12 protein-coding genes and 2 pseudogenes are annotated in these 21313 nt (G+C 60.7%); 3 read left to right on the forward strand and 11 right to left on the reverse strand.

Going from position 1 to position 21313, the window contains the following annotated elements; all coding sequences use genetic code 11:
• Positions 1-9: 9 nt before the first annotated feature.
• From IVA82_RS25385 to IVA82_RS25425, 9 genes and pseudogenes are all read right to left on the reverse strand, one after another.
• The gene (locus IVA82_RS25385) at positions 10-933 is read right to left on the reverse strand and encodes a sugar ABC transporter permease (protein WP_247390482.1); all 924 of its coding nucleotides are present in this window, start codon (positions 931-933) and stop codon (positions 10-12) included.
• A 73-nt stretch (positions 934-1006) separates the two neighbouring features.
• Entirely contained in the window at positions 1007-2446 is a 1440-nt protein-coding gene (locus IVA82_RS25390; protein ID WP_247390485.1) for an extracellular solute-binding protein, read from the reverse strand.
• Between the two features lie 3 nt (positions 2447-2449).
• Positions 2450-3511, reverse strand: a complete 1062-nt coding sequence (locus IVA82_RS25395) for a sugar-binding transcriptional regulator (RefSeq protein WP_247390488.1) — start codon at positions 3509-3511, stop codon at positions 2450-2452.
• Positions 3512-4171: 660 nt separating this feature from the next.
• Positions 4172-5677: an adenylate/guanylate cyclase domain-containing protein gene (locus IVA82_RS25400; RefSeq protein WP_247390491.1), complete on the reverse strand. Its 1506-nt coding sequence runs from the start codon at positions 5675-5677 to the stop codon at positions 4172-4174.
• A gap of 52 nt (positions 5678-5729) precedes the next feature.
• Positions 5730-6842, reverse strand: coding sequence for a substrate-binding protein (locus IVA82_RS25405; protein WP_247390493.1), 1113 nt, complete (start codon positions 6840-6842; stop codon positions 5730-5732).
• Between the two features lie 133 nt (positions 6843-6975).
• Positions 6976-7245, reverse strand: a complete 270-nt coding sequence (locus tag IVA82_RS25410; protein WP_247390496.1) for a hypothetical protein — start codon at positions 7243-7245, stop codon at positions 6976-6978.
• Positions 7246-7447: 202 nt separating this feature from the next.
• Entirely contained in the window at positions 7448-8812 is a 1365-nt protein-coding gene (locus tag IVA82_RS25415) for a class II fumarate hydratase (RefSeq protein ID WP_247390498.1), read from the reverse strand.
• A gap of 20 nt (positions 8813-8832) precedes the next feature.
• On the reverse strand, positions 8833-10194 hold the full coding sequence (locus IVA82_RS25420) for a cation:dicarboxylase symporter family transporter (protein ID WP_247390500.1): 1362 nt from the start codon (positions 10192-10194) through the stop codon (positions 8833-8835).
• 83 nt (positions 10195-10277) lie between these two features.
• Positions 10278-11636, reverse strand: a pseudogene (locus IVA82_RS25425) (adenylosuccinate lyase family protein).
• A 145-nt stretch (positions 11637-11781) separates the two neighbouring features.
• On the opposite strand from IVA82_RS25425, the gene IVA82_RS25430 reads away from it, so the two are divergent.
• On the forward strand, positions 11782-12510 hold the full coding sequence (locus IVA82_RS25430; protein ID WP_346658811.1) for a GntR family transcriptional regulator: 729 nt from the start codon (positions 11782-11784) through the stop codon (positions 12508-12510).
• 69 nt (positions 12511-12579) lie between these two features.
• On the opposite strand, the gene IVA82_RS25435 is transcribed toward IVA82_RS25430, so the two are convergent.
• Positions 12580-13095 (reverse strand): methyl-accepting chemotaxis protein, encoded by a 516-nt coding sequence (locus tag IVA82_RS25435; protein WP_276578088.1) that lies wholly within the window; start codon positions 13093-13095, stop codon positions 12580-12582.
• A gap of 207 nt (positions 13096-13302) precedes the next feature.
• On the opposite strand from IVA82_RS25435, the gene IVA82_RS25440 reads away from it, so the two are divergent.
• Entirely contained in the window at positions 13303-14058 is a 756-nt protein-coding gene (locus IVA82_RS25440; protein ID WP_247493633.1) for an SDR family oxidoreductase, read from the forward strand.
• Between the two features lie 612 nt (positions 14059-14670).
• A pseudogene (locus IVA82_RS25445) lies at positions 14671-14991 on the forward strand (chloride channel protein); the annotation flags it as partial.
• A gap of 218 nt (positions 14992-15209) precedes the next feature.
• On the opposite strand, the gene IVA82_RS25450 reads toward IVA82_RS25445, so the two are convergent.
• The gene (locus tag IVA82_RS25450; protein ID WP_247390505.1) at positions 15210-21080 is read right to left on the reverse strand and encodes an AAA family ATPase; all 5871 of its coding nucleotides are present in this window, start codon (positions 21078-21080) and stop codon (positions 15210-15212) included.
• Positions 21081-21313 lie beyond the last annotated feature (233 nt).

Genomic DNA, 21313 nt, shown 5'->3' on the forward strand with positions numbered 1-21313 from the left:
ATCTGCTCCTCATGCTGAGGCGTGGCTGCGTTCGCGCAGGCGCAGCCAGTTCTTGATGAAAAAGTGCGAGAGGACGTAGGTGATCATCCACAGCACCACCAGCAGCGCTGCCGATTTGCCGACATTGGTGTACTGGTAGAATTCGAGATAGGCGCGGACCTGAAACACCAGCAAGGTGTTGCCTGGCCCACCTTGGGTCATCGCGTAGACGATATCGAACTGCTGGATGGCATCGAGTAGGCGGAACAGGCTTGCAGTGATAATGTAGGGCGAAAGCATCGGCAGCGTGATCCTGAAAAACACGAACAGCCGGGGAACGCCATCCAGGGCGGCCGCCTCGAACGGCTGCTGCGGCAGCGAGCGCAGCCCGGCCAGCAGCAGCACCATCATGAACGGGGTGTAGACCCACACATCGACCAGAACGACGGTGAACAAAGCCGTTGACGGGCTGGATGCCCATCTGAAGTCGGACACGCCGGCGAGGCTGACCAAATAAGACAGTATCCCGAAATTCGGGTTCGTCATCAACTTCCACATCAGCGAGGCGATCGCCGGCGCGGTCATCAGCGGCAGCAGCAGCAGGACCGAGATCAAGTTGTTGAGCCGGGTCTGCCGCTGCAAGAGCAGCGCGATGATCAATCCGAACACCAGCTCCACTCCGACCGTAAGGGCGGTGTAGCGCAAGGAGATGCTGACTGTATTCCAGAACTCGGTGTCGTACAGCAGGTTGGTGTAGTTGCCGAACCAGATGAAGCCCTTCAGCGCCGGCAAATTCAGCCGAAATCGCAACGCCGAATAATAGAGCGCAGTGACGAACGGAATCAGGATACCGATGCAGACCAGCAGCGCCGGCAGGCTGAGCAGATAAGGAAGCCAATCGACCGGACGGCGATCGACGACGCGAATGGGCTCGTCAATGGGCTGTGACGTCATGAAGAAGTCTCCGATGCCCGACCCCGAGGGGGTCGGGCGGAGCAGCATTGAACAGGAAGACTGCAGGAAGGACTCAGCCGAGGCCGGCTTCCCGCAACTGCTTGTCGATGCTCGCAGCCAGCTGATCGAGGCCCTCGCTGACCTGCACCTCCTTGGCGACCATCTTCTGCAGCGTCTCCGCCCATTGAGTGGTGACGTCGAAGAACAGTGGCTGCGCGGTGAAGTAGATTTTCGCGCCCGGTGCCGAGACGTCATGCTGCTCGAGATAGCCGGGATAGGATTTGGCAATGCGGTCGCGGAATTCGCTGTCCTTCCAGACCGAGGCCCGGACCGGATTGACGAAGTCCATTTTGCGTGCGCCGAACAGATCGTGCTCGACTGACGTCGCCCATTGCATGAACTTCCAGGCAGCGTCCTTCTTCTTTGAGAAGCTGGACATCGCCAGCGACCAGATCCAGACGTTTGGCGTTGGCGCCTTTGCCGCAGGGTTAGCCGCGAACGGGGCGTAACCCAGATTGCCTTTCTCCTTGTTGTCACCGCCGTTCTCGAAATAGCCGAGAATGTCGGCGTCGAAGATCATCGCGGAGGCGCCGGCGCCGAGATCGGCGCCGACCTGATACCATGTGTAGGTGGACCAGTTCTTCGGACCGGACTCCCGGATCATGTCCACCCACTGCTGGTGGAATGCCTTCGAGCCGGTGGAATTCATCGCCGCCTTAAGCTTGCCGCCGTTGACCGTTAAATCCTTCTCGCCGAAATTGGCGTATCCCGAAAGGAAGCCGGGATGGATCGTCGCCCAGGAGCGCGATCCGCGGACGCCGACGCCATAGGGCCCGCCGAGATCCTTGGTCAGTTTTGCCGCCGTCTCCTTCAGCTCGCCAAGGTTTTTCGGCACGCTGACCTTGGCCTTGTCGAACATCGTCCGGTTATAGGCCAGATTGTTCAGCTCGTAGCCCCAGGGGATGCACCATTGCTTGGCATCCGCTGAGCCGAGCTCGCCGCCGGGCACGCCATTCCAGGCGGTCGACGCGCGCAAGCCGGGCAGCACATCGTCCCATGCGAAATTCGGGTTCGTCTTCTTCGGATCCTTGATGTACTCATTGAGATCGACGACCCATCCGGCCGGTCCATAAGTCCACGTCATGTACGCGCCGGTCATGAAGGCATCATACTGATCGGACTTCGACGACAGCGCCGCGGTCACCTTGTCGAAATAGACGTCTTCGGGGAAGACATCGTAGCTGACATCGATGCCGGTCAACTTCTTGAAGTTCTCGATATCGGCGATCATCGCATCGGCATAGGGATGTTTGTTGAGCAACAGCTTGATGGCCGTGCCCTTTTGCGCCTGCCAGTCATAGTCGGCGGCCATCGCCTCGACCAGCGAGGACCCGAGCAGCAAATTGGCAGTTGCCGCGGTGACGCCGAGATGGGTGGCGCCGCGCATCAGATCTCGACGGCTGAGACGGCCAGCCGCATAGGCGTCGAACAGAGCCTTGATTCTGTCTGTCATGTTTCACTCCCCTTGCTTTTTCTGTGGTTTGACGCGACGGCCTTTGCCGTTCTTTTTCTCGGGAACAACCGCGCCCCGCTCGTCGACGAGACCGCGCGCGGTGAGTTCATCAGTGATCAGCCCTTTCAAAAGTCCGCTGGCCAATGCTGCGCGGATTCCCGCAACCTTGCTCGGCCCGCCCGCGATCGCCACGATGTAGCGGCCGCGCAGATCTCGCGGCGACAGCGAGATCGATCGGCCGGACAACTCGGTTTCAACGACCTTGCCCTCGGCATCGAAAAAATGCCCAAGCATCTCGCCGGCGACGCCGGCGCGCTCAAGCTCGGCGACTTCGTCGGGTCGGATCATCCCGGTCTGCACCAGCGATCCACTCGGACGTGCCTCACCGATGCCGACCAGCATCAGGTCTGCCTGGCGCGCGAGATCGAACACCGCGGAGACGCCGAGCTGCGCGAGCAGCACGGCGCGATCCGCCGCACTGTTGGCATAGAGCGGCACCGGCATCAGATAGGCTTCGCTGTCGGTTCGCTCGGCAATGAGATGAATGACGTCGAACGGGCTCGCCGAGAATTTCCGCGTCAGGCCGCCGAGCAGCGAGACGAACTTGACTTCGGAGGCCGGCATGGTCGGCAAGTGCCTGACAACAGCGGCCAGCGTGCGCCCATGACCTATCCCAACGATCTGGCCATCAGTACGCTGCAGGACCGCATGGAGATAGCTCGCCCCGGAAAACGCCAGCGCCTTGAGCGGAAGCCCGGACTCGCCAAGATCAGGCGCGACCTGAACCATGTCGAGCTGAAAGCGCTCCTTAAGCGCTTCCTCGAACTTCACGCAGTCGGCAACCGCTCCGTCGACGAAAATGCGGATCAGACCCTCGCGCCCGGCGCGCGCGATTAACCGATGAGCCTTGATGGCCGGAATATTCAAGCGCGCGGCGATCTCGCCCTGCGTCAACCCCCCGGCGTAGTGCAGCCAGGCGGCACGCGATGCAAGGCTGCCATCGTCGTCAAACGGCGAAATGGGCCGGTCGCTAGCGTTCACATCCCCTCCTGTAATTTTTTTCATTGCAGGCAAAATTTCACATGCTCATTCACCTGTCAACCGCGCAGCCGCAATTTCGCAATGCGACATTGCGCACGACTCGTTGCACGGCAACGGACAACCTCGTCTGAATCGGTCGACGGATCCAAGATCTCCAGAGCGCCGGATAGCTGCAGCGAAGAGCGCAAGCCGCGGGTTTAGACGCCACTCAGTTCGGACCATCGAATTTCTTAAAACGCATGTGAGCCAATAAGATTCTTAGGCTCAGGCGAGTGCGCTGCAAAATAATCTACAGCACCAGTTTAGCACCAGAAACGACCTGATCAGAGCGCAACAGACGCAATCGAAAACAAACAAAACCCCGCAAAATCAACGAGCCCTAGCCGCAAAGGCCCGGGATCGGGATCAGCGAGGAATACGGGACGTCAGCATTCGATGCCGCCTATGAAGCAGGCGTTGCAGCGTTGGGAGGAGTAACGCGGATGCGCCGCGTCAAAGGCACGGTGAAGCCGGATCAGCCGGAACGCCGCATCTGTTCGTCGACGTCCGCCAGCGCGGCCCGCGGAGTGAAGACGTACTTTGTATAATCGCACGATCGGAAGAACTCAATTGATCTAGCGCGGACGACTTCGGTCTGTCGTCGAGGAGCCGTGGGCCTTCGCCTCGCGGCAGCACCGCGGTCGATTATGTCTGCGTCGGCGTGATTGCTATACGATGAACTTCCATCTTTTGACCGATGCCCTTCAGGTTCTCGTAGTTGCGCGACACCGAGCGTGAATTGACGATGTCACCGACGCCCGGCGTCTCCATGACCGTTGCACTGATGCAAACTTCGTTGACATCGGCGAGACCTTGCACGCGTGCGGCGATGTTCACGTCCTGTCCGAAATAGTCGATTCGGTCGTTGAGCGTCACCGCAATCGCCCGACCTTTATGGACGCCGACCTTGAGGCCCAGCGGCCGCGAAGCGGTCCGGTTGAACCGCGACAGCTCTTCGATCATCTCGATGGAGGCGCAAACGGCGTCCTGGGGACGCTCGAATCCGGCCATGACTGCATCGCCAATCGTCTTGATAATGGTGCCGGATCGCTCCCTGATGATCCTGTTCAAGATCTCGAAGTGTTGACGAACTAAAAAATACGCGTTGACATCACCAATGCTTTCATACAGCGGAGTCGACTGCTTCAGATCGGTGAACAGGAAAGTCATGTCTGAGACTTTGATGCTCTCGCCCTCATCCACCAGCTGCGCCTTGTAGAGTTCGCGGAAGCTCGGGGTGAGCAGCAACCGCTTGCCGGAAAGAAACGGTTCATATTCGACCAGATGGGGCGCGAAACCGAAGGGATACTGGACGAACCAGAAGCGACCGCGATCGCCGGTGCGGTTCTCGACCCCGATGGTGTGCTTGCCTGGGCTGAGATCGGCCGTCTGCCGGAACGAAAAGCGTCCGTCGCCGAGGACCATGTCTCTCGGTGCCGTGGGCCGGTCCGGTAGCAGAAAGCGGCCCGACTCGAGCTGGACCAGCGTCCCTTGCGGTTCTGCCGGCTCCCCGTTCACGAAAAAGACCAGCAGGAGTTTGTGGCTCAAATCCAGCACCTCGAAACGGCCAGCTGTGACCTCGAAGTCGAAGCTGCGGTGCTCATGGCTCTCGATATCGGCGAAGCCCCGTGAGAGCGCGGCAACGAGCTGCTGGTGCGTCATCCCGTGCGGAGCGATGAAGCCCTTGGAAAAGTTGTAGCGCAGGTAAAAATCCTCGACAGACAGCATTTCGGGATGGCGGAAGATGATGTCGCGCACGCCGCTCGAGACCGTAAAGGTGACCTGAATGTAGTCGTCCAGCGCCACATCGTTGATCGCGTTGCAGAACGCGCACTGAAAGCGTGGATGGACCTGATCGAGCTCGCGAAAGCTGCCGGCGACCTGGGGGCAATAGGCGCAGATGAGCAGCCAGTCCATCTCGAACAGGCCTATCTTGGCGGCGTGCACGAAAAGCTCTATTGCGTCCGCTTCGGCTAGGTGGACGAGGCCGCTGTATTGGATGGGGTTGATGCGAAAGAGATCATAGTCGTCGGCGGTACGGATGAATCGTTCTAGCTCGGGGATGACATTCGGTGCCCAGGTTCTTGCCGATCTGAGCGCGCCGAGTCGCTCGCTGAGGAGACTCTCGTTGACCGGAGACGGAACGTTCATCTCATGCCTCCTACCTGACGGGCTGACTACGCGATCGGTTCCTGGCCGAACTTCACGGGGACGGCACCATCGCCTCGTCCGGCTCGATGGCCCCCAAGTCCTCGACAATCTCGAAAAGCCCGTTCTTCGCTTGGGCGATGTACATGTTCATGCGGACGTGGTGCTGGCCGGGAACCATTTCCACCGGACCGCCTGGCCCCTCAGCGATCTTTGCGTGATCGAGCGCCGCGATGACGTCCTCCTGGTGCAGCGAACCGGCCTCCTTCACGGCCGCCGCCCAGAGCTTCATTCCACGGTAGAGGCCTGAGCAGGCGCTGCCGCCCGTGAACTGCTCTCTGCCGGGATAGCGCTTGTCGTACGTGCCGAGCAGCGTCTTGCTGAAGGGATCGCTGACGTTCTGGTAGAAGTCGAGACAGCCGTAGAGGCCTTCCACATGCGGCGCGGGCAACAGGCCGAGCAGGTTTTCGTCGAAGTAGGTGCAGATCAGCTGCCCGCCCCGGTTCTGAAAACCGGCGTTATTGAGTTGCGCGAAGAAGGGCATCACCCCAGGCGGAACGATGGTGTTGAACACCACCTCCGCACCGCTGGACATGATCCTCCCAACTGTCGCGTCGTACTCCAAGTGATCGAGGGGATAGTATTCCTCGCCGACGATGCTACCGCCATTGGCGGCGACGAGCTGGCGGACCCTCTCGTTCATCACGCGCGGCCAGATGTAGTCTGCGGAGGGTAGGTAAAATGTCTTGGCACCGGTTTTGCGCATCAGCCAGGGAATGAGAGGATCGAGCTGCTGCGCCGGCACCGGGCCGGTGCAAAAGATCAGCGGATCGCATTCCTGCCCTTCGTATTGCTCGGGGTAGATGTAGAGCGTCCTGCCCTTCACGACCGCGGGGCCCTTGATGGCTTGCCGCGTGGAGCTGTAGATGCCGCCGAAGATCACATCCACCTTGTCCTGCGAAACAAGCTTGGCCGCCTTGGCCTCCGCGACAGCGTCGGTCGTTGCACCATCCTCGAGATAGAGCTCGATCTTCCGCCCCAGCAGGCCGCCGTTGGCGTTGATCTCGTCAGCCACCATCCTTGCCACGTTGGCGTTGGCGCGACCCATGAAGGAAAGTGCTCCGGTCTCTTCGGCGATCATGCCGACTTTGATGGACGCTTGTGTCATGGCAAGCACCTCTCATGAGCTGTGTGCCCACATGGCGCGTTTCGGGCGAAAAAGTACCGTCCGCTCGTCGAGAAGCGGTCGGCAACCTGCATCACTGGCACGTAGAGCGCAGCGCATTTACAATGATCGGTGATCAATTCAGCCGCAATGGCAAGCACGAAAAAAAATGTTGGTGCGCCGAGCTGCCCCTGAGGGCACTCAAATTCCAGATTCTGCGACAACGCCTCGCCGGGACGCCGAACACGCTCGCTGGCCCGGACAAATACGTTGCTATGCCGACCTTGATCTCGTCCGGCTTCGCAGCTTGCGCCTGCACACGGCGCCCGGACAACGCCAGCGCCCCGACTCCAAGCGCGGCTCGCCGGGTCAGGATGTCAGATCTCATTTCATCCTTGGTCGCCATTTTATTTCCTCCCTTTCGTGAGCTTCCGCGGACGTCTTGAGCGCCCTTGATCAGATCCCTCATCTCGACCGGCCGAGATGAGTATTCTAAAAGAGAATTATTCTTCTAAAGAAGACTTAGCGGGAATAAATGACCGAGGGAAGCCTAAACTTGTCGGCCGGGATGCGGCGAAGATCGCGCGTCTTCGCCGTCGGTGAATGCATCAGACCTTTGATGAAGGCGCGCTTGGCACCCCCGTCATCCGAGCCGGATCGACGATCCGGTCGTACTCGTCGCCTGACAGGAAGCCCAAGGAGATCGCCGCCTGCCGAGGCGTGACGCCATCCGCCAACGCTCGTGCGGTGATTTCGGGAACCTTGTCGTATCCCAAGACAGGGTTCAGACTCGTCGCCAGGAGGAGCGCGTTGGACACATTGGCTGCGAGACGCTCTCGATCGACCGTCAATCCGCGCACTAGGCGGATAGCCAGCATCCGCGAGCTATCGGACAAGACGCGAATCGATTGCAGCAAATTATAAATGAGCACAGGCTTCGCGACGTTCAGCTCGAAATTACCCGACGCGCCGGCCGCGGTGACGGTGGCGTGATTGCCCATCGCTTGGAAGGCTGTCTGCACCACCACCTCGCCGATCGTGGGGTTGCGTTTTCCCGGCATGATCGACGACGTCAGGCCATCGTGCGGCACGATCAGCTCTCCAAGACCGCAGCGGGGGCCAGACCCCAAAAACCTGATGTCGTTTGCGATCTTGACCAGAGTGACTGCAAGCGTGTTCAACGTACCGGAAACTTCGACCAAGGTATCGTGCGCGCCCATACCTTCGAACTTGCTCGGATTGGGAGCGAACGTCAGCTTGCACAACGAGTTCAGTTCATCGCAAAACACGACATCGAAATCGGCCGGTGCATTTAGACCGGACCCAACCGCCGTGCCGCCCTGCGACAGCCTATGCAGACGCGGTCTGGCATCCTCAATTCGCGCCAGGCAGTTGTCCACTTGTCGCCAGAACGCCTCGAAGGCCTGGCCCATCGTCATCGGCACGGCATCCTTCGACGCAAGTTCATCGCGCAATGCCCGGACGGCCGGGAGCAGGCGATCGCGTATCTCCAAGGCGACGGCGATATGCATGACAGTGGGGAAGCTGTCGTTGGACGATTGCGAGCAATTGACGTGATCGTTGGGATGAACCGATTTCTTCCCCCCAAGCGGTTGCCCGAGCATCTCATTGGCTCGATTGGCGATGACCTCATTGACGTTCATATTGGTCTGTGTCCCGGAACCCGTTTGCCAGACCGTCAGAGGAAAATGATCATCGAACCTCCCCTCCCGGATCTCCAACGCAGCCAGTTCGATCGTCTTTGCCAATTCTTCATCGAGGGCCCCAAGCCGACTATTCGCGCGGGCGGCCGCGATCTTTTGAAGTGCGAAGGCGTGGAAAAGGCAGGCCGGAAAGCGCTCTTCTCCGACGTCGAATACCGCGAGCGCCCGCTGCGTCTGGGCGCCCCAATAGCGGTTGGACGGGACCTCGACCGCGCCGAATGCGTCCTGCTCGAGCCTTGACTGGTTCACCTCAGTCGCCTCCAATGAGTTCATTGCCACCATTGCTTCGGATCAGGGCGCCGGACCGCTTCTCGTTTGCCAGCGCCCTTCCAAGCGGTCTCATCGAATTCACCGGCCAATTTGGCGACCACCACGGTCGCCAGCGTGTTGCCGATGACGTTGCAGGTCGACAGCGCGATGGAGAGAAAGCGATAGACGCCGAAGATCAGCGCGAGACCGTCCACGGGGAGAATTCCGGATGCCGTCACCGTCGCGGCGAAGACGACGAAGGAGCCGCCAGAGACTGTGGCTGCGCCCTTCGACGTCAGCAGCATGATTGCAAGAATGCCGATCTCCTGTTCCCACGAGAGCGGCACGCTATAGGCGTTGGCGAGAAAGATCACGCCCATCGACATAAAAAGCGAAGTGCCGTCGAGGTTGAAGGCATATCCGGTCGGCAGCACCAGCCCGACGGTCTGCTTCGAAGCGCCATAGGCGGGCAGCTTTTCCAAAAGGCGCGGCAGCACGCTTTCGGAGGAAGCGGTACCGAGCATGATGATGATCTCTTCCCGGATACAGCGCAGCAGATGGAAGATATTGATGCGGAACAGGGCGCAGACGGCGCCGAGCACGACCACGATGAACAGGATCACCAGCGCGTAGAACGTCAGCACGAAGTAAGCGAGCGAAATCAGCACGGCCGTCCCGTTCGAGCCGACCGCATAGGCGACGGCGCCAAACGTTCCGATCGGTGCCAACGCCATGATGATGTGAATGAACTCGAAGAGCGCGGTAGACATCGTGTTCAATCCGCTCTCGACCGGCGCGCGCTTCTCCGGCGAAAGCGCCATCAGACCGAAGCCGAAGATCAGGGCGATGACGAGCACCTGAAGCAATTCGCCGCGCGCGAAAGCGCCAATGAAATTGTCCGGAAAGACGTTGATCAGAAACTGGTCGAACGTGGTGTGCGAGGCGGCCGCTGCCTTGGTCGCGGCTTCCGCGCCCTTGGTGGCGGCAGCCGGAGCTGCAATATGATCGAGATTCTTGCCGACACCGACGAGGTTGCCGAACAGCAGGCCAAGCGCCAGCGCAATCGTCGAGACGACCTCGAAATAGACCATGGCGATGAGCCCGACCTTGCCGACCCGCTTGATGTCGCCGGCCGCAACGATACCGACGGCGACCGTTAGGAATACCAGCGGTGCGACCGCTGTCTTGATCAGCCGCAGGAAGATATCGCCGAGGATCTTCAGCGACGCGCCGAACTCGGGCCAAACGAGGCCCACGACGATTCCGAGAACCATGCTGACCGCAACTTGCAGGCCGAGGTTCTTCCATAGGGCTTTCCGCGCCGGCTTGGCGGGCTGTTGGAGCGCAACGTCGTCGCGCGGTGTTGTCGCTATCGTGGCCATTATATCCTCCGAGGATCGTCAATCGTTGTTGACTGCGCTCTCCGGCGCATTTGGGGAGATCGCGTGCCGTGCACCTGCGCGGGTCACCGGGCTCCGGCGGCTGAAATCTGGAGAACGCGATCGACCATCGGACCGCAGAGGCCGAGATAGTTGGCGGGATCGCAGTGACGCCGGATCACGTCCTCGCCTCCAAGGGCTTCGGTGATCTCGGGCACGCCGGCGAGAATGTCGGCAAGCTGACCGCCGCCTTCGATCGCCTTGCGGCAGGCGTCGTACACGACATCGTGGGCCCTCTGCCGGCCGAGCTTCGGCGCCGCCGCCATCATCACCGCCTCCGCCACGATCAGACCGCGGGTGAGATCGAGGTTTTGCAGCATCCGATGCTCGTGCACGACGAGCCCGGCCAGCATGAATTTGGCGTTGGCCAGTGACGCGGCGGTCAGCAGGAAGCTTTCCGGCAGTGACACCCATTCCAGATGCCATGGACCGGTGGCGCGTTCGAAATCGTGGATCATGCCGTCGAGCATCGCGGCGACGTGCTGGCGCACGGACTTTGCCGCGGCGAGCATCAGCTCGCTGGAGATCGGATTGCGCTTCTGCGGCATTGTCGACGATGCACCACGTCCATGCACAAACGGTTCTGAGACCTCGCCGAATTCCGACGCCGACATCAACATCACGTCGGTCGCGATCTTGCCCAAGGTGCCTGTGACCAGACCGAGCAACGTCACCGCCTCGGCGATGCCGTCGCGAGCGACATGCCAGGTGATCGACGGCTGATGCAGTCCGAGTTCTTCGCAAAACAGCTTTTACATTTCGAAGCCGCCCTCGCCGACGGAAGCGAGCGTGCCCGCGGCGCCTGAGAATTCGCCGACAAGGATGCGCGGAAGCGCCTGATCGACGCGCTCGATATGACGGTCGATCGAGGATAGCCAGAACGCGGCCTTGTAACCGAACGTTACCGGGAGTGCCTGCTGCAAATGGGTACGTCCGGCCATCGGTGTGTTGCGATACTTGCGCGCCATCACAGCCAGGATGTCGCGGACCTCTCGCAGGTCGCGCGCCACGATCTGCAACGCCGCGCGGATCTGTAGGACGTTGGCGGTATCCATGATGTCTTGGGTCGTCGCGCCCCAATGCACGAAGCGACCGGCCTCGCCCGCAGCTTCCGCCAGCTGATGCACGAGCGGGAGGATCGGATAGCCGACGATCTCGGTCTCGCGGCGCAACTTTTCGAAGTCGATCTTGATGGAACGCGCTGCGGCTGCAATCGCCTCGGCTGCAGCTTCGGGCACCACACCAATGCGCGCCTGAGCACGGGCCAGTGCGACCTCGGCCTCGATATAGCGACCTACTAACCCGTCATCGGCGAAAATCGCACGCATTTCGGGTATCCCGAACATGTCGCGAAACAGGTCCGAGTCAAACACCGTGCTTCCCATCGCATCGCGCTCCCCTAACATATATGTTCGTACATATTTATATGTACGAACATATAACGGTCAATAGGGCTTCGCTTGACGTCGGCCAGCCAGCCTTCCATGAGGACGTTTCAGGAGGAGTCCGGTGGTAACGCGTTACGCCTACGTGGCTCGAGCTCTAATGCAGGCGATCGCCGACGGGCGCCATCCCGTCGGTTCGTTGCTCCCCAACGAGTTCGAGCTCGCCGAGCAGTTCACCGTCAGCCGATCAACAATCCGGGCGGCGATGCGGGAGTTACAGGCATCGGGGATCGTGAGCCGAAAAAGAAACGCGGGCACTAGGGTCGAAGCGGTTGCGCCCTTGCAGAGCGGCGGCGGCTTTTCGCAATCGCTCGGTTCTATCGAAGCGGTGCAGCAATTCGGCGTCGAGACCGAACGCCACGTTCAGCGGGTCGCCGAGGTCGTGACCGATGAACAGCTCGCTCGCGCTCTGGGCTGCCAGCCCGGGCGTCGCTGGTTGCGGATTTCAAGCTTGCGCATGATTCCGGGAGATGCAACGAAGACGCCTGTCTGTTGGACCGATGTCTATGTCGACGGTACTTTCGCCCGCGAAGTCCGGACGCGAATGGACAGCCATCGCGACATCTTCGGGACACTGGTAGAGAAGATATCAGGACGTCGCTTTGTCGAGATCCGTCAGGACATCAGCGCGGTCGGCGTATCGGCGGATCTTGCTTCGCCCTTGAAGGCATTGCCGGGCGCCTACGCTCTTTCGATTCGACGCCAGTATCTTTTCAGCTCGAACGAGATGGCAGAAGTCTCGCTCAGCATACATCCGGCGGATCGCTACAGCTATTCTATGCGGCTCACGCGGCAGCAAATGGAAATCGCCTAGGCATTCTCGATCAAGAATCCAACCGTCGGGGCGCGAGCCTCGGAGACCATCGGATCTGGGTTTTCAGCTTCAGGACGCATTTCGCAAGCCGCTGACGAAGCTGTTTACCTTCCCGGACAGCGCAGACGACTGGTGCGTTAGATCGCGCGAAATGTCGAAGACCGAGCGTGCCGCTGCCCCGGTTTCTCTGGCTCCCTCCGCCACAACGACGATACTTCTCGTGACGGCCTCGGTCCGGCCTGCTGCTTCCATGATATTGCGCCCGATCTCGCTGGTTGCCGCGGTCTGCTCTTCCACCGCAGCACTAATCGAGATCGCGACCTCGTTCACTTCGTTGATCACGTCGCGCAATTCATGAAGCGCGCCAGCCGTATCCGAAGCCGCGCTCTGCATGGTCGAGATTTGATCGGCAATCCGTTGCGTGGCCTGAGCGGTCTGGGTCGCAAGTCCTTTCACTTCCGACGCGACGATCGCAAATCCCCTCCCCGCCTCGCCAGCACGCGCGGCCTCGATAGTGGCGTTCAAGGCCAACAGGTTCGTCTGACTAGCGGGACTGACTTCGGGGCACAAGCCGCCCTGGAGCATTGGGCAAGTCTGATCTTCTTTCAGGCAAGACATTCCAAATCGCCTTGGATCATTATGCTCGGAATCGCCGGCATTTAATCGCCATCCAGCCGTATGGACGTTGGTAACTCCGAGAAACAGGCAAAGATTTCCGAGTATCTGGCAACCTCAACACCGACCGATCTGATTACTGGTCCCATCGTATCGATCATCAACAAGGAGACTACGATGACCACCATCTCTATCGTCACCGGCGGTACCCGCGGCCTTGGTCGTAACACCGCTCTCAGCATCGGCCGCCACGGTGGCGACGTCATTCTGACCTATCGTAGCGGCGCAGCCGAGGCCGAGACGACGATCCAAGAGATGAAGGCGCTGGGACGGAAGACGGTCGCGCTGCCGTTGGATGTCAGCAAAGTGTCCTCCTTCAAGACTTTCGCCAATGAAGTGCAAGCGACGTTGAAAAAGAACTGGGGCCGAGAGATGTTCGACCATCTCGTTAACAACGCCGGCCATGGCGAGATGGCCCCCTTTTCCGAGACGACGGAAGCTCAATTCGATTCTCTCTTCGACGTGCACGTCAAGGGCGTTTTCTTCCTGACCCAGGCTCTTCTTCCGCTGCTTCACGACGGAGGCCGAATAGTGAATCTCTCCTCGGGTCTAACCCGCGTGTCTTTCCCCGGCTTCTCGGCCTACTCGGCCGCCAAGGGCGCGGTGGAAGTTCTAACGATCTGCTTGGCAAAGGAGTTGGGCAGCCGCGGGATCACCGTGAACACGGTCGCGCCCGGAGCGATTGCGACCGATTTCCTCGGCGGAGCGGTTCGTGACATCCCTGACCTCAACAAGCAATTTGCCGGGATGACCGCGCTCGGCCGCGTGGGCGTTCCCGACGATATCGGGCCGATGATCGCGAGCCTGCTCGGTCCGGACAACCGGTGGATGACGGCTCAACGCATCGAAGTATCCGGCGGACAGACCATCTAAGACTTACTGATTCTGGACTTTGAGATCGCCGGGTGTCCTCCGGGACTCCCGGTGAAAATAAAGCCAAAGCTTGGGCGACCGCATTGCCGATTTTGACGCGCGTCAACGAGTTACTTCCCGCCATTGTCCCCATCATCGTTGAATCCAGCGAAGCTCGCGCGCTCTCATGACCTCACAGATTGGCGAAGCTGAAACCGGGAGCGGCTTACGAGTTAGCCGCTACGAATACCACCAGTATTGTCGTTTCGGAGATACTCGCTGACGTATATGACGGGCACGTTTTTACTGAGAGCAGGTCAAAGCACGTAAGGCAGCGGCTAAAGATAGGCGCCCGCCACCGATCCAGATATTCCTCCCGTCGATCAGATTGCAACCTTGCTGATCGACGCGATCGATCGCGACGGAGGACGTGATCTCGAGTAGTTTCTTGCGAGCGCAAGCAAGGGAGGCATTAAGGCTCTTTGTGCTAGCCTGCAGGAATACCTAAAGTATCGTGACCACGCCAACAACGAACTTGCTGCCTAACAATTCTCTGAGGCCTGCTGGCCCATCCTTGGGTAGACCGACCGCGGGAGGCATCCAGGCGAGAGCTGGCGCCGTCCGGTTTCACCGAACATCGCGCATCTGTTTTCGGGCGCCCCGATCGGTTCGTTCATCCTGCTCGGAATGGTCACTTACTTTTCGGGCGTCGTGCAGGCTCCTATCACGGTCTTTGTCATCGTAACCGAGATGACCAATAATCAATCCATGGTGGTGCCGTTGATCGCTTCAGCGTTGATCGCCCAGGCAATTTCGCGCATCCTATGTCCCGAGGGCATATACCACGCGCTCGCCAAGGGCTTCCTGCAAGCGCATACGGCGAGAGTCTCTGCGTCGCAATGCTCATTGCGGGCTCACCAGGCTGGGTCCGCGCCGGCAGCGCTTGAACCGTGAGAAGTGGTTGCAACAGCAGCGCTAGGCCAAGTACTTGGCGAGAACGCGCGCCAACCTCATGGCCGGTCTCGAGGAGGAAAAGGCGCGTGACGCTTCGGCGGCATAGCGGTCAAATCTTAAATTCGCCCCTGTCCGGCCCCGGGGCCCACCCCAGATTGACATATCGGAACTGGCGGGAACGCCCGGAGCGGGGTCTCAAAAGCAACCATGCGGGATCGTCACGACGCGCTGCCCGGATGGGCTGGCACCGTGAAGTGGAAACTCGCGCCGCGGGGCAAGTTGGCGGTCACCCACAGGCGCCCAGCATGCGCTTCGATGATCGAACGACAGATCGACAGTCCCACCCCCAAACCACCGGGCTTCGTCGTGTAGAAGGGGGCGAAGGCGCGCTCGAAGCTTTCCGAGCCCATCCCCGGCCCCGAGTCCTTCACCTCGACGAGAACACTGTCAGGTGCAGCCTGCGCGGTGGTGATCAGCACTTTCTTAGCTCCATCCGCGACCGTGCCGATTGCCTGAACCGCGTTGATAATCAGGTTGAGAACCACTTGTTGCAATTGGACGCGGTCGCCCTCCACAAGCGGCACGCTGTCTGCAAGTTCCGCCTGCACCGAGATGCCGTTCTTCATCGCTTCGCCGCGGGTAAGCTCAATGACCTCCCTGATCGCCTCGTTGATATCCAAGCGATCCTTCCGGGGCGGTGCTTTTTTGATGAGATCGCGAATTCGTTGGATGATGTCGCTGGCCCGAGCGGTATCGTTCATGAGCCAGCCCAGCGATTCCCGGACCCTATCGAGATCCGGCGGATCTCTCTCTAGGAATCGCGCGGCCGCACCAGCATTCATGGATGCCGCGGCAATCGGCTGGCTCACTTCATGGGCGATCGAGGCCGTGAGTTCGCCCATAGTGGCGAGGCGGTTGGCATGCGCAAGATCTTTCTGCATCTCGCGCAGGGCCTCTGCGGCCCGCTTCTGTTCGGTGATGTGCCGTCCAACGCCGCGATAACCGATGAAGTGCCCGGATTTGTCGAACACCGGCAGCCCGGAGACAGACACGTAGCGCTTGCCGCCGTCGGGCGTAGGGCGCGCGAGCTCGAAATCACGGAACGGCAGGTGGGCATCGAGCGTCTCCCGATGATTGCGCCAAGCCTCCTCGTCGGGCTCTAAATAGGGCACTTCCCAGCGAGTTTTACCAAGTTCAGAGCCCGACGCGGGTGCGTCGACCATACCTTCGGCGAACTCCTGGCGAATGAAGCGATGCCGCGCATCGGATTCCCAGTACACGTCGAAAGAGAATTGTACGAGAGTCCGGAAACGCTCCTCGCTCTCTCGCAGTGCCTCTTCCGACCGTTTCCGCTCCGTCAGGTCGACGACGAAGGAGACGCCCTGGTCTCGTTGCTCGTCGAACGCAGCCATACCGATCAACACAGGCACGCGGCTTCCATCCTTGCGGAAATACTCTTTCTCGAACGGCTGCACGCGGCCCATCTTCTTTAGTTCCGGGATCCACCACCGCTCGTGGCGATCGAGCCATTCAGCCGGCGTCAGGTCAGTCCAGCGCAGGCGGCCCGAACCGAGATCCTCACGGTCGTATCCCACGATGCTGAGAAACGCATCGTTGGCCTCCAGAATCCGACCCTCAAGCTCCCAGATTATAATCCCAATGATGTTGGCCTCGACCAGGCGCCGAATCCTAGCCTCGCGTTCTGCGAGATCCTGGTACAAGTGAGCATTCTCCAGCGCGATTGCCGCCTGCGAGGCGAGCAGCTTTAGCACCGCGATCCGACCCGGCGCGAAGACATGCGCAGCCAGATTATTTTCCAGGTACAGCACGCCCATGAAATTGGCATGAGCGATCACCGGCAGGCCGAGAACAGAGCGCGCTTGGCGCTGAATGATGTAGGGATCCGCTGAAAACGGTCTCTGAGCTGCGGCATCATCGAGAATGATGCTCTCACGCGTACGCAAGATGTAGTGGAGGATCGCCTCCGGCAGGAGCGCTGCAGTCGCGGGCTCGTCGCGCAGCTGCACGACGATCGTGTCGCCTTCGGTGGTCGCTTCGGCGGCAATTCGCAACTCGGCCCCGTGCGACAGAACCAACAGGCCGCGCTCGGCGCCCGCGTGCTCGATAGCGGTGCGCATGACGGTGATGAGCAGCTTCTCCCGGAGGATTGCGCCCGAGACCGCTTGCGACAACTTGATGACTGTGGCGAGGTCGAGCTGCTCCAGGGGAGTCCCGATCGTGCTAGTCGGGCCGGGCGCCGCTGTTTCCTCTGCCAGGTGGGCATAGACGCGGTCGAGTTGCCGCACCTTGCCATCAGCCCCCCACCGCAAATAAGCACGCCGAGCGTCGGCCAAGTACGCACGAGCGATTCTCTCAAACCCGCGCGCCGCGTAGAAGCGTGCGGCGAGTTCGTTGGCAAGCGCGTCGTTTTGAACAAAGCCATTGGCGCGGGCCGAGCGGATAGCGTGTTCATAGAGGCGCTCGGCATCGAGCTCGCGGCCCTCCAAGCGGGCGACCTCCGCCTCGACAAGCGCAGCGCGATTCTCGAAATTCTCCGGACAATTCTTTGCCCAGATTTGGATCTGTCGCCGGTGCGCCGCCAGTGCCGCGAGGTACTCCCGGTGCTGGGCAGGCGCGGCGGAGGCGCAGGCCATCGCGAGGGACAATGCACCATAGAATTCGTATTCGGCAGTTTCGAGCTGCGATATAGACGTCCACAGCAGCCGCTGCGCCCTTTGTGACGCCTCAATCGCGGCCGCGTAGTCGCCTGCAAAAAAGCGCGCCTGCTGCTTTCGGATCCAATACCAGCAGTCCGCTCGCATGAGGTTGGCATTCTCGGCAAACCGGCGCTCCGTCTGAAGCTCTTCAAACTGCTCATCGTCGAAGGAGCCGAATTTCGACGTCAGCCCCCGCAGGGTCCGGATGAGCTGCAGTTGGCTGACGACAACGTCAACGACCAGCCCGAACTGTGCCGTTTTCGCAAACGCGAGGCCACTCTCGACTTCGCGTTGCACCTCGGCGAGCGGGTCACCAGCCGCGAGCAGATTCGAATTCAGATTGACGCGGGCGTACGCGGCGAACGTGAGGTCGCCGGTTTTGTTTGCGACGTCGAAAGCCCGAAGCAGCGAATCACGCGCATTCCGGACATGTCTCGTCCATGGCACGAGGTGCGCTCCGAAGAGCATGTAGGTCTGCGCATGAAATCGCGTCAATCCGCGCCGTTCGACCAATTCATATCCGAGCAGACCAAATCGAAATCCCGCCTCGTAGTCGCCGAAGCGAGGACCGGCAATCATTCCAAGCCTCATATAGGCAACGCAGGAGGCATCGCAGTTTCCGTGCTCAAGGCTGAGATTAACCGCTCGACAAACGGTCAAGGAAAAGAGGTTCAGATCCGTGAATAGTGCAGGCGGCAGCAGCCTGGTCAGCACGCCCAGAGTCGCGAGAGACACCGGATCACTCATTAAGGGCAGATCGATCAGAGCTTCGATACGGCGCCCGCCAAGTTGGGACCGGACGCGGTCGTATTCACCTCGCGCCTCCTCCTCCGTGGGATGGGGTGGCCAGTCGATGGTCAGGCGGCGGAGGTAATCGAGAGCAACAGCAATTGCATCGCTACTCCGATCGAGCCTCGTGTACAGGTCGATGCGCAGGCATGAGACCGTGGCTAACTCGACAGGGCCGGCCGCACGGGCTGAGAGAGCCATCAGGCGTCGCTCCGCTTCCGCCAGCGCGCCGGTCAGAAACTCGCATTCTGCCCGGTCGATCTCCAGCGAGAAGGCAAGTTCATGCCTGCTCTCCCAGCAATCCTCCGGCAACAGGGCCGCGCCGGCATTGAGATAAGTCAGTGCCGAGTCATAGGCGGTGGACGCTTTGGCGCGCTTGGCTGCGAGCAGGTTGAGGTCGGTCAGCTTCGCTTGTTCGTCTCGTGAGGTGATCAACGCAACGCCGCGGTTGAGCTGATTGACAATGTCGAAGATCACGTCCCCGTGCTGTTCTGTGGGAGTATTCGCCGCGAGCAGCCGGCCGATGGCGAGATGGGCTTCCGCACGCTCGGCTTCCGGTTTGCTTGAATAGGCGGCTTCCTGCACCCGGTCGTGGGTGAATCTGTAGTAGCCTTGCCGTCGCTCGACCAGCTCCTCGTGCGCGGCTTCCCACAGCGCTGCGTCGACTTCAGCCGCCGATCTTCCCAGAACAAGGGCCAACAGCGTGATCGTGGCGGTGTTACCGAGACAGGCGAGCTGCTGCAACGCAGCCTGCGTATTGGCCGGAAGGCGCGCGAGTTTGCCGACCATGAGGTCCACCACATTGTCGGTATAGCCCTTGGCGCGAATGAGATCGAGATCCCACGTCCAGCACGACGACGTATGGTCGAACGCAAGCAAACGCTCCTCGACGAGCTCGTAAAGAAACTGGATGGCGAAGAACGGATTGCCGCCCGCTTTCTCCTGCACTAACTGAACCAGGGACGCGGTATAACTCGGCTCGCAACGCAGCGAGTCGGCGATCAGCTGCCCGACATCCTCGGTGGCAAGCGGCGCCAGCGCGAGCTCCTCAACGATGCCGCTGCGGTTCTTGATGGCGGCGATCTTGCGCCGCAGAGGATGCGCGGCGTCGACCTCGTTATCGCGGTAAGCGCCGATCATCAGCAGATGGCTCAGATCCGCCTGAGTCAGCAGATCCTCGAGCAGGTCCAGCGTCGCCGAGTCGAGCCATTGCAGGTCGTCGAGGAATAGCGCCAGCGGATGCTCCGGTCGCGCGAACACGCCGATGAACTGCCGCACCACTTGGTGGAAGCGCCTTTGCGCATCCTGCAGAGCCAGGTCGGGTACCCGCGGCGGCTCGCCGATGATGAGCCTCAGCTCGGGGACGAGGTCCACCAATAGCCCGCCGTTCGGGCCTAACGCCTTGTGCAGGGCATCGCGCCAGGGCGCCAGCTCGACCTCGCTTTTCGCCAGAAGGCCCCGGAGCAAGCTGCGGAACGCCTGCGCCAGTGTGGCATAGGGAATGTCGCGCATGTATTGGTCGAATTTGCCGTCGGCGAACAGGCCGCGCGAGGGCACCAGCACCTTGTGCAGCTCGTTGACGACAGCTGACTTGCCGATGCCGGCGTATCCCGAGACCAACACCAGCTCAGGCGTGCCGCTCTGGACCATGCGGTCGAAGGCCGCGAGCAAGACTTCGATGTCTCGCGCGCGCCCATAGAGCGTCTCGGGGATGAGCAGCCGGTCCGGGATGTCGCGCTCGCCCAGGGGGAAGTCGTCGATCCCCTGCCGAGCCTCCCAGGCGGCGAGGCAGCGCCGGAGATCGCTCTCCAGACCGGCCGCGGTCTGATAGCGCTCCTCGGCGGTCTTGGCGAGCAGCTTCATGATGATGGCCGAAAGGAAATTGGGCACTTGCTTCCGACGCTCGGTGGGCGGCACAGGCCTCCTGGCGATATGGCAGTGCACCCATTCCATCGGATCGGCTGCGGTAAATGGGAGCGCGCCGGCGAGCATCTGATAGAAGGTGACGCCCAGCGCGTATAGATCACTGCGCGCGTCGATCGAGCGGTTCATTCGTCCGGTCTGCTCGGGTGCCATATAGGCGAGGGTGCCGGCGATGGTTTCAGGCGGTTCGGGTGATTGGCGCTCGCGCGGGAGTCGCGAGGCGATGCCGAACCCCGTGAGTCTGACTTCGCCGGTCGCGCGATTCACGATGACGTTGTGCGGCTTGATGTCTTTGTGCACGAGCCCACGCTGATGGACCTTGCCAAGAGCCGCCGTGATGTGGACGGCGAGATGCAAGAATGTTCCCACTTGCATGGGCGCTTGGAGCTGGCGCTCCAGCGGCTCGCCGCCGGGATCCTCGAGCAGCAGCACGGGCCGGCCGCCCTCACTGACAAGTTCGAGCGGCCGCAAGGCCCACGCACTGTCGAGTTCGTCCTTTAGTGCATATTCGTGAGCCAGGCGATCCCGGCTCGTTGATGGGGCGTGCTCGGCGGGAAGCACGGCCAGCACAGTTTTGCGGCCACCATCGGAGCCTTGGCGCGATGCCCGGCAAAAGATGCGGTCGTCGTCCTCCCATAACACCTGGAAGTCGCTGTCCATGCGCGCCGAACCGAAAGACTGGGTTCAACTGCGGGCCTCTACGGCACCCGATGTCGGGTGGCGAGATACCTGTTGAGCTCGTTGAATAAAGTCAAGCTTGCCACAGATGGAGCGGCGTGGCCAGCCGAGCTAAGCTCGACTATCAACGGAGCGGTCCTGAATTCTGGTTGCCGATCAGGTGCGGCGTGGTCCTACCGACCGGAATGAACGCGATCGATCCCGATCCCGGCGTC

Source organism: Bradyrhizobium sp. 142 (assembly GCF_023074015.1).
GTDB lineage: Bacteria > Pseudomonadota > Alphaproteobacteria > Rhizobiales > Xanthobacteraceae > Bradyrhizobium.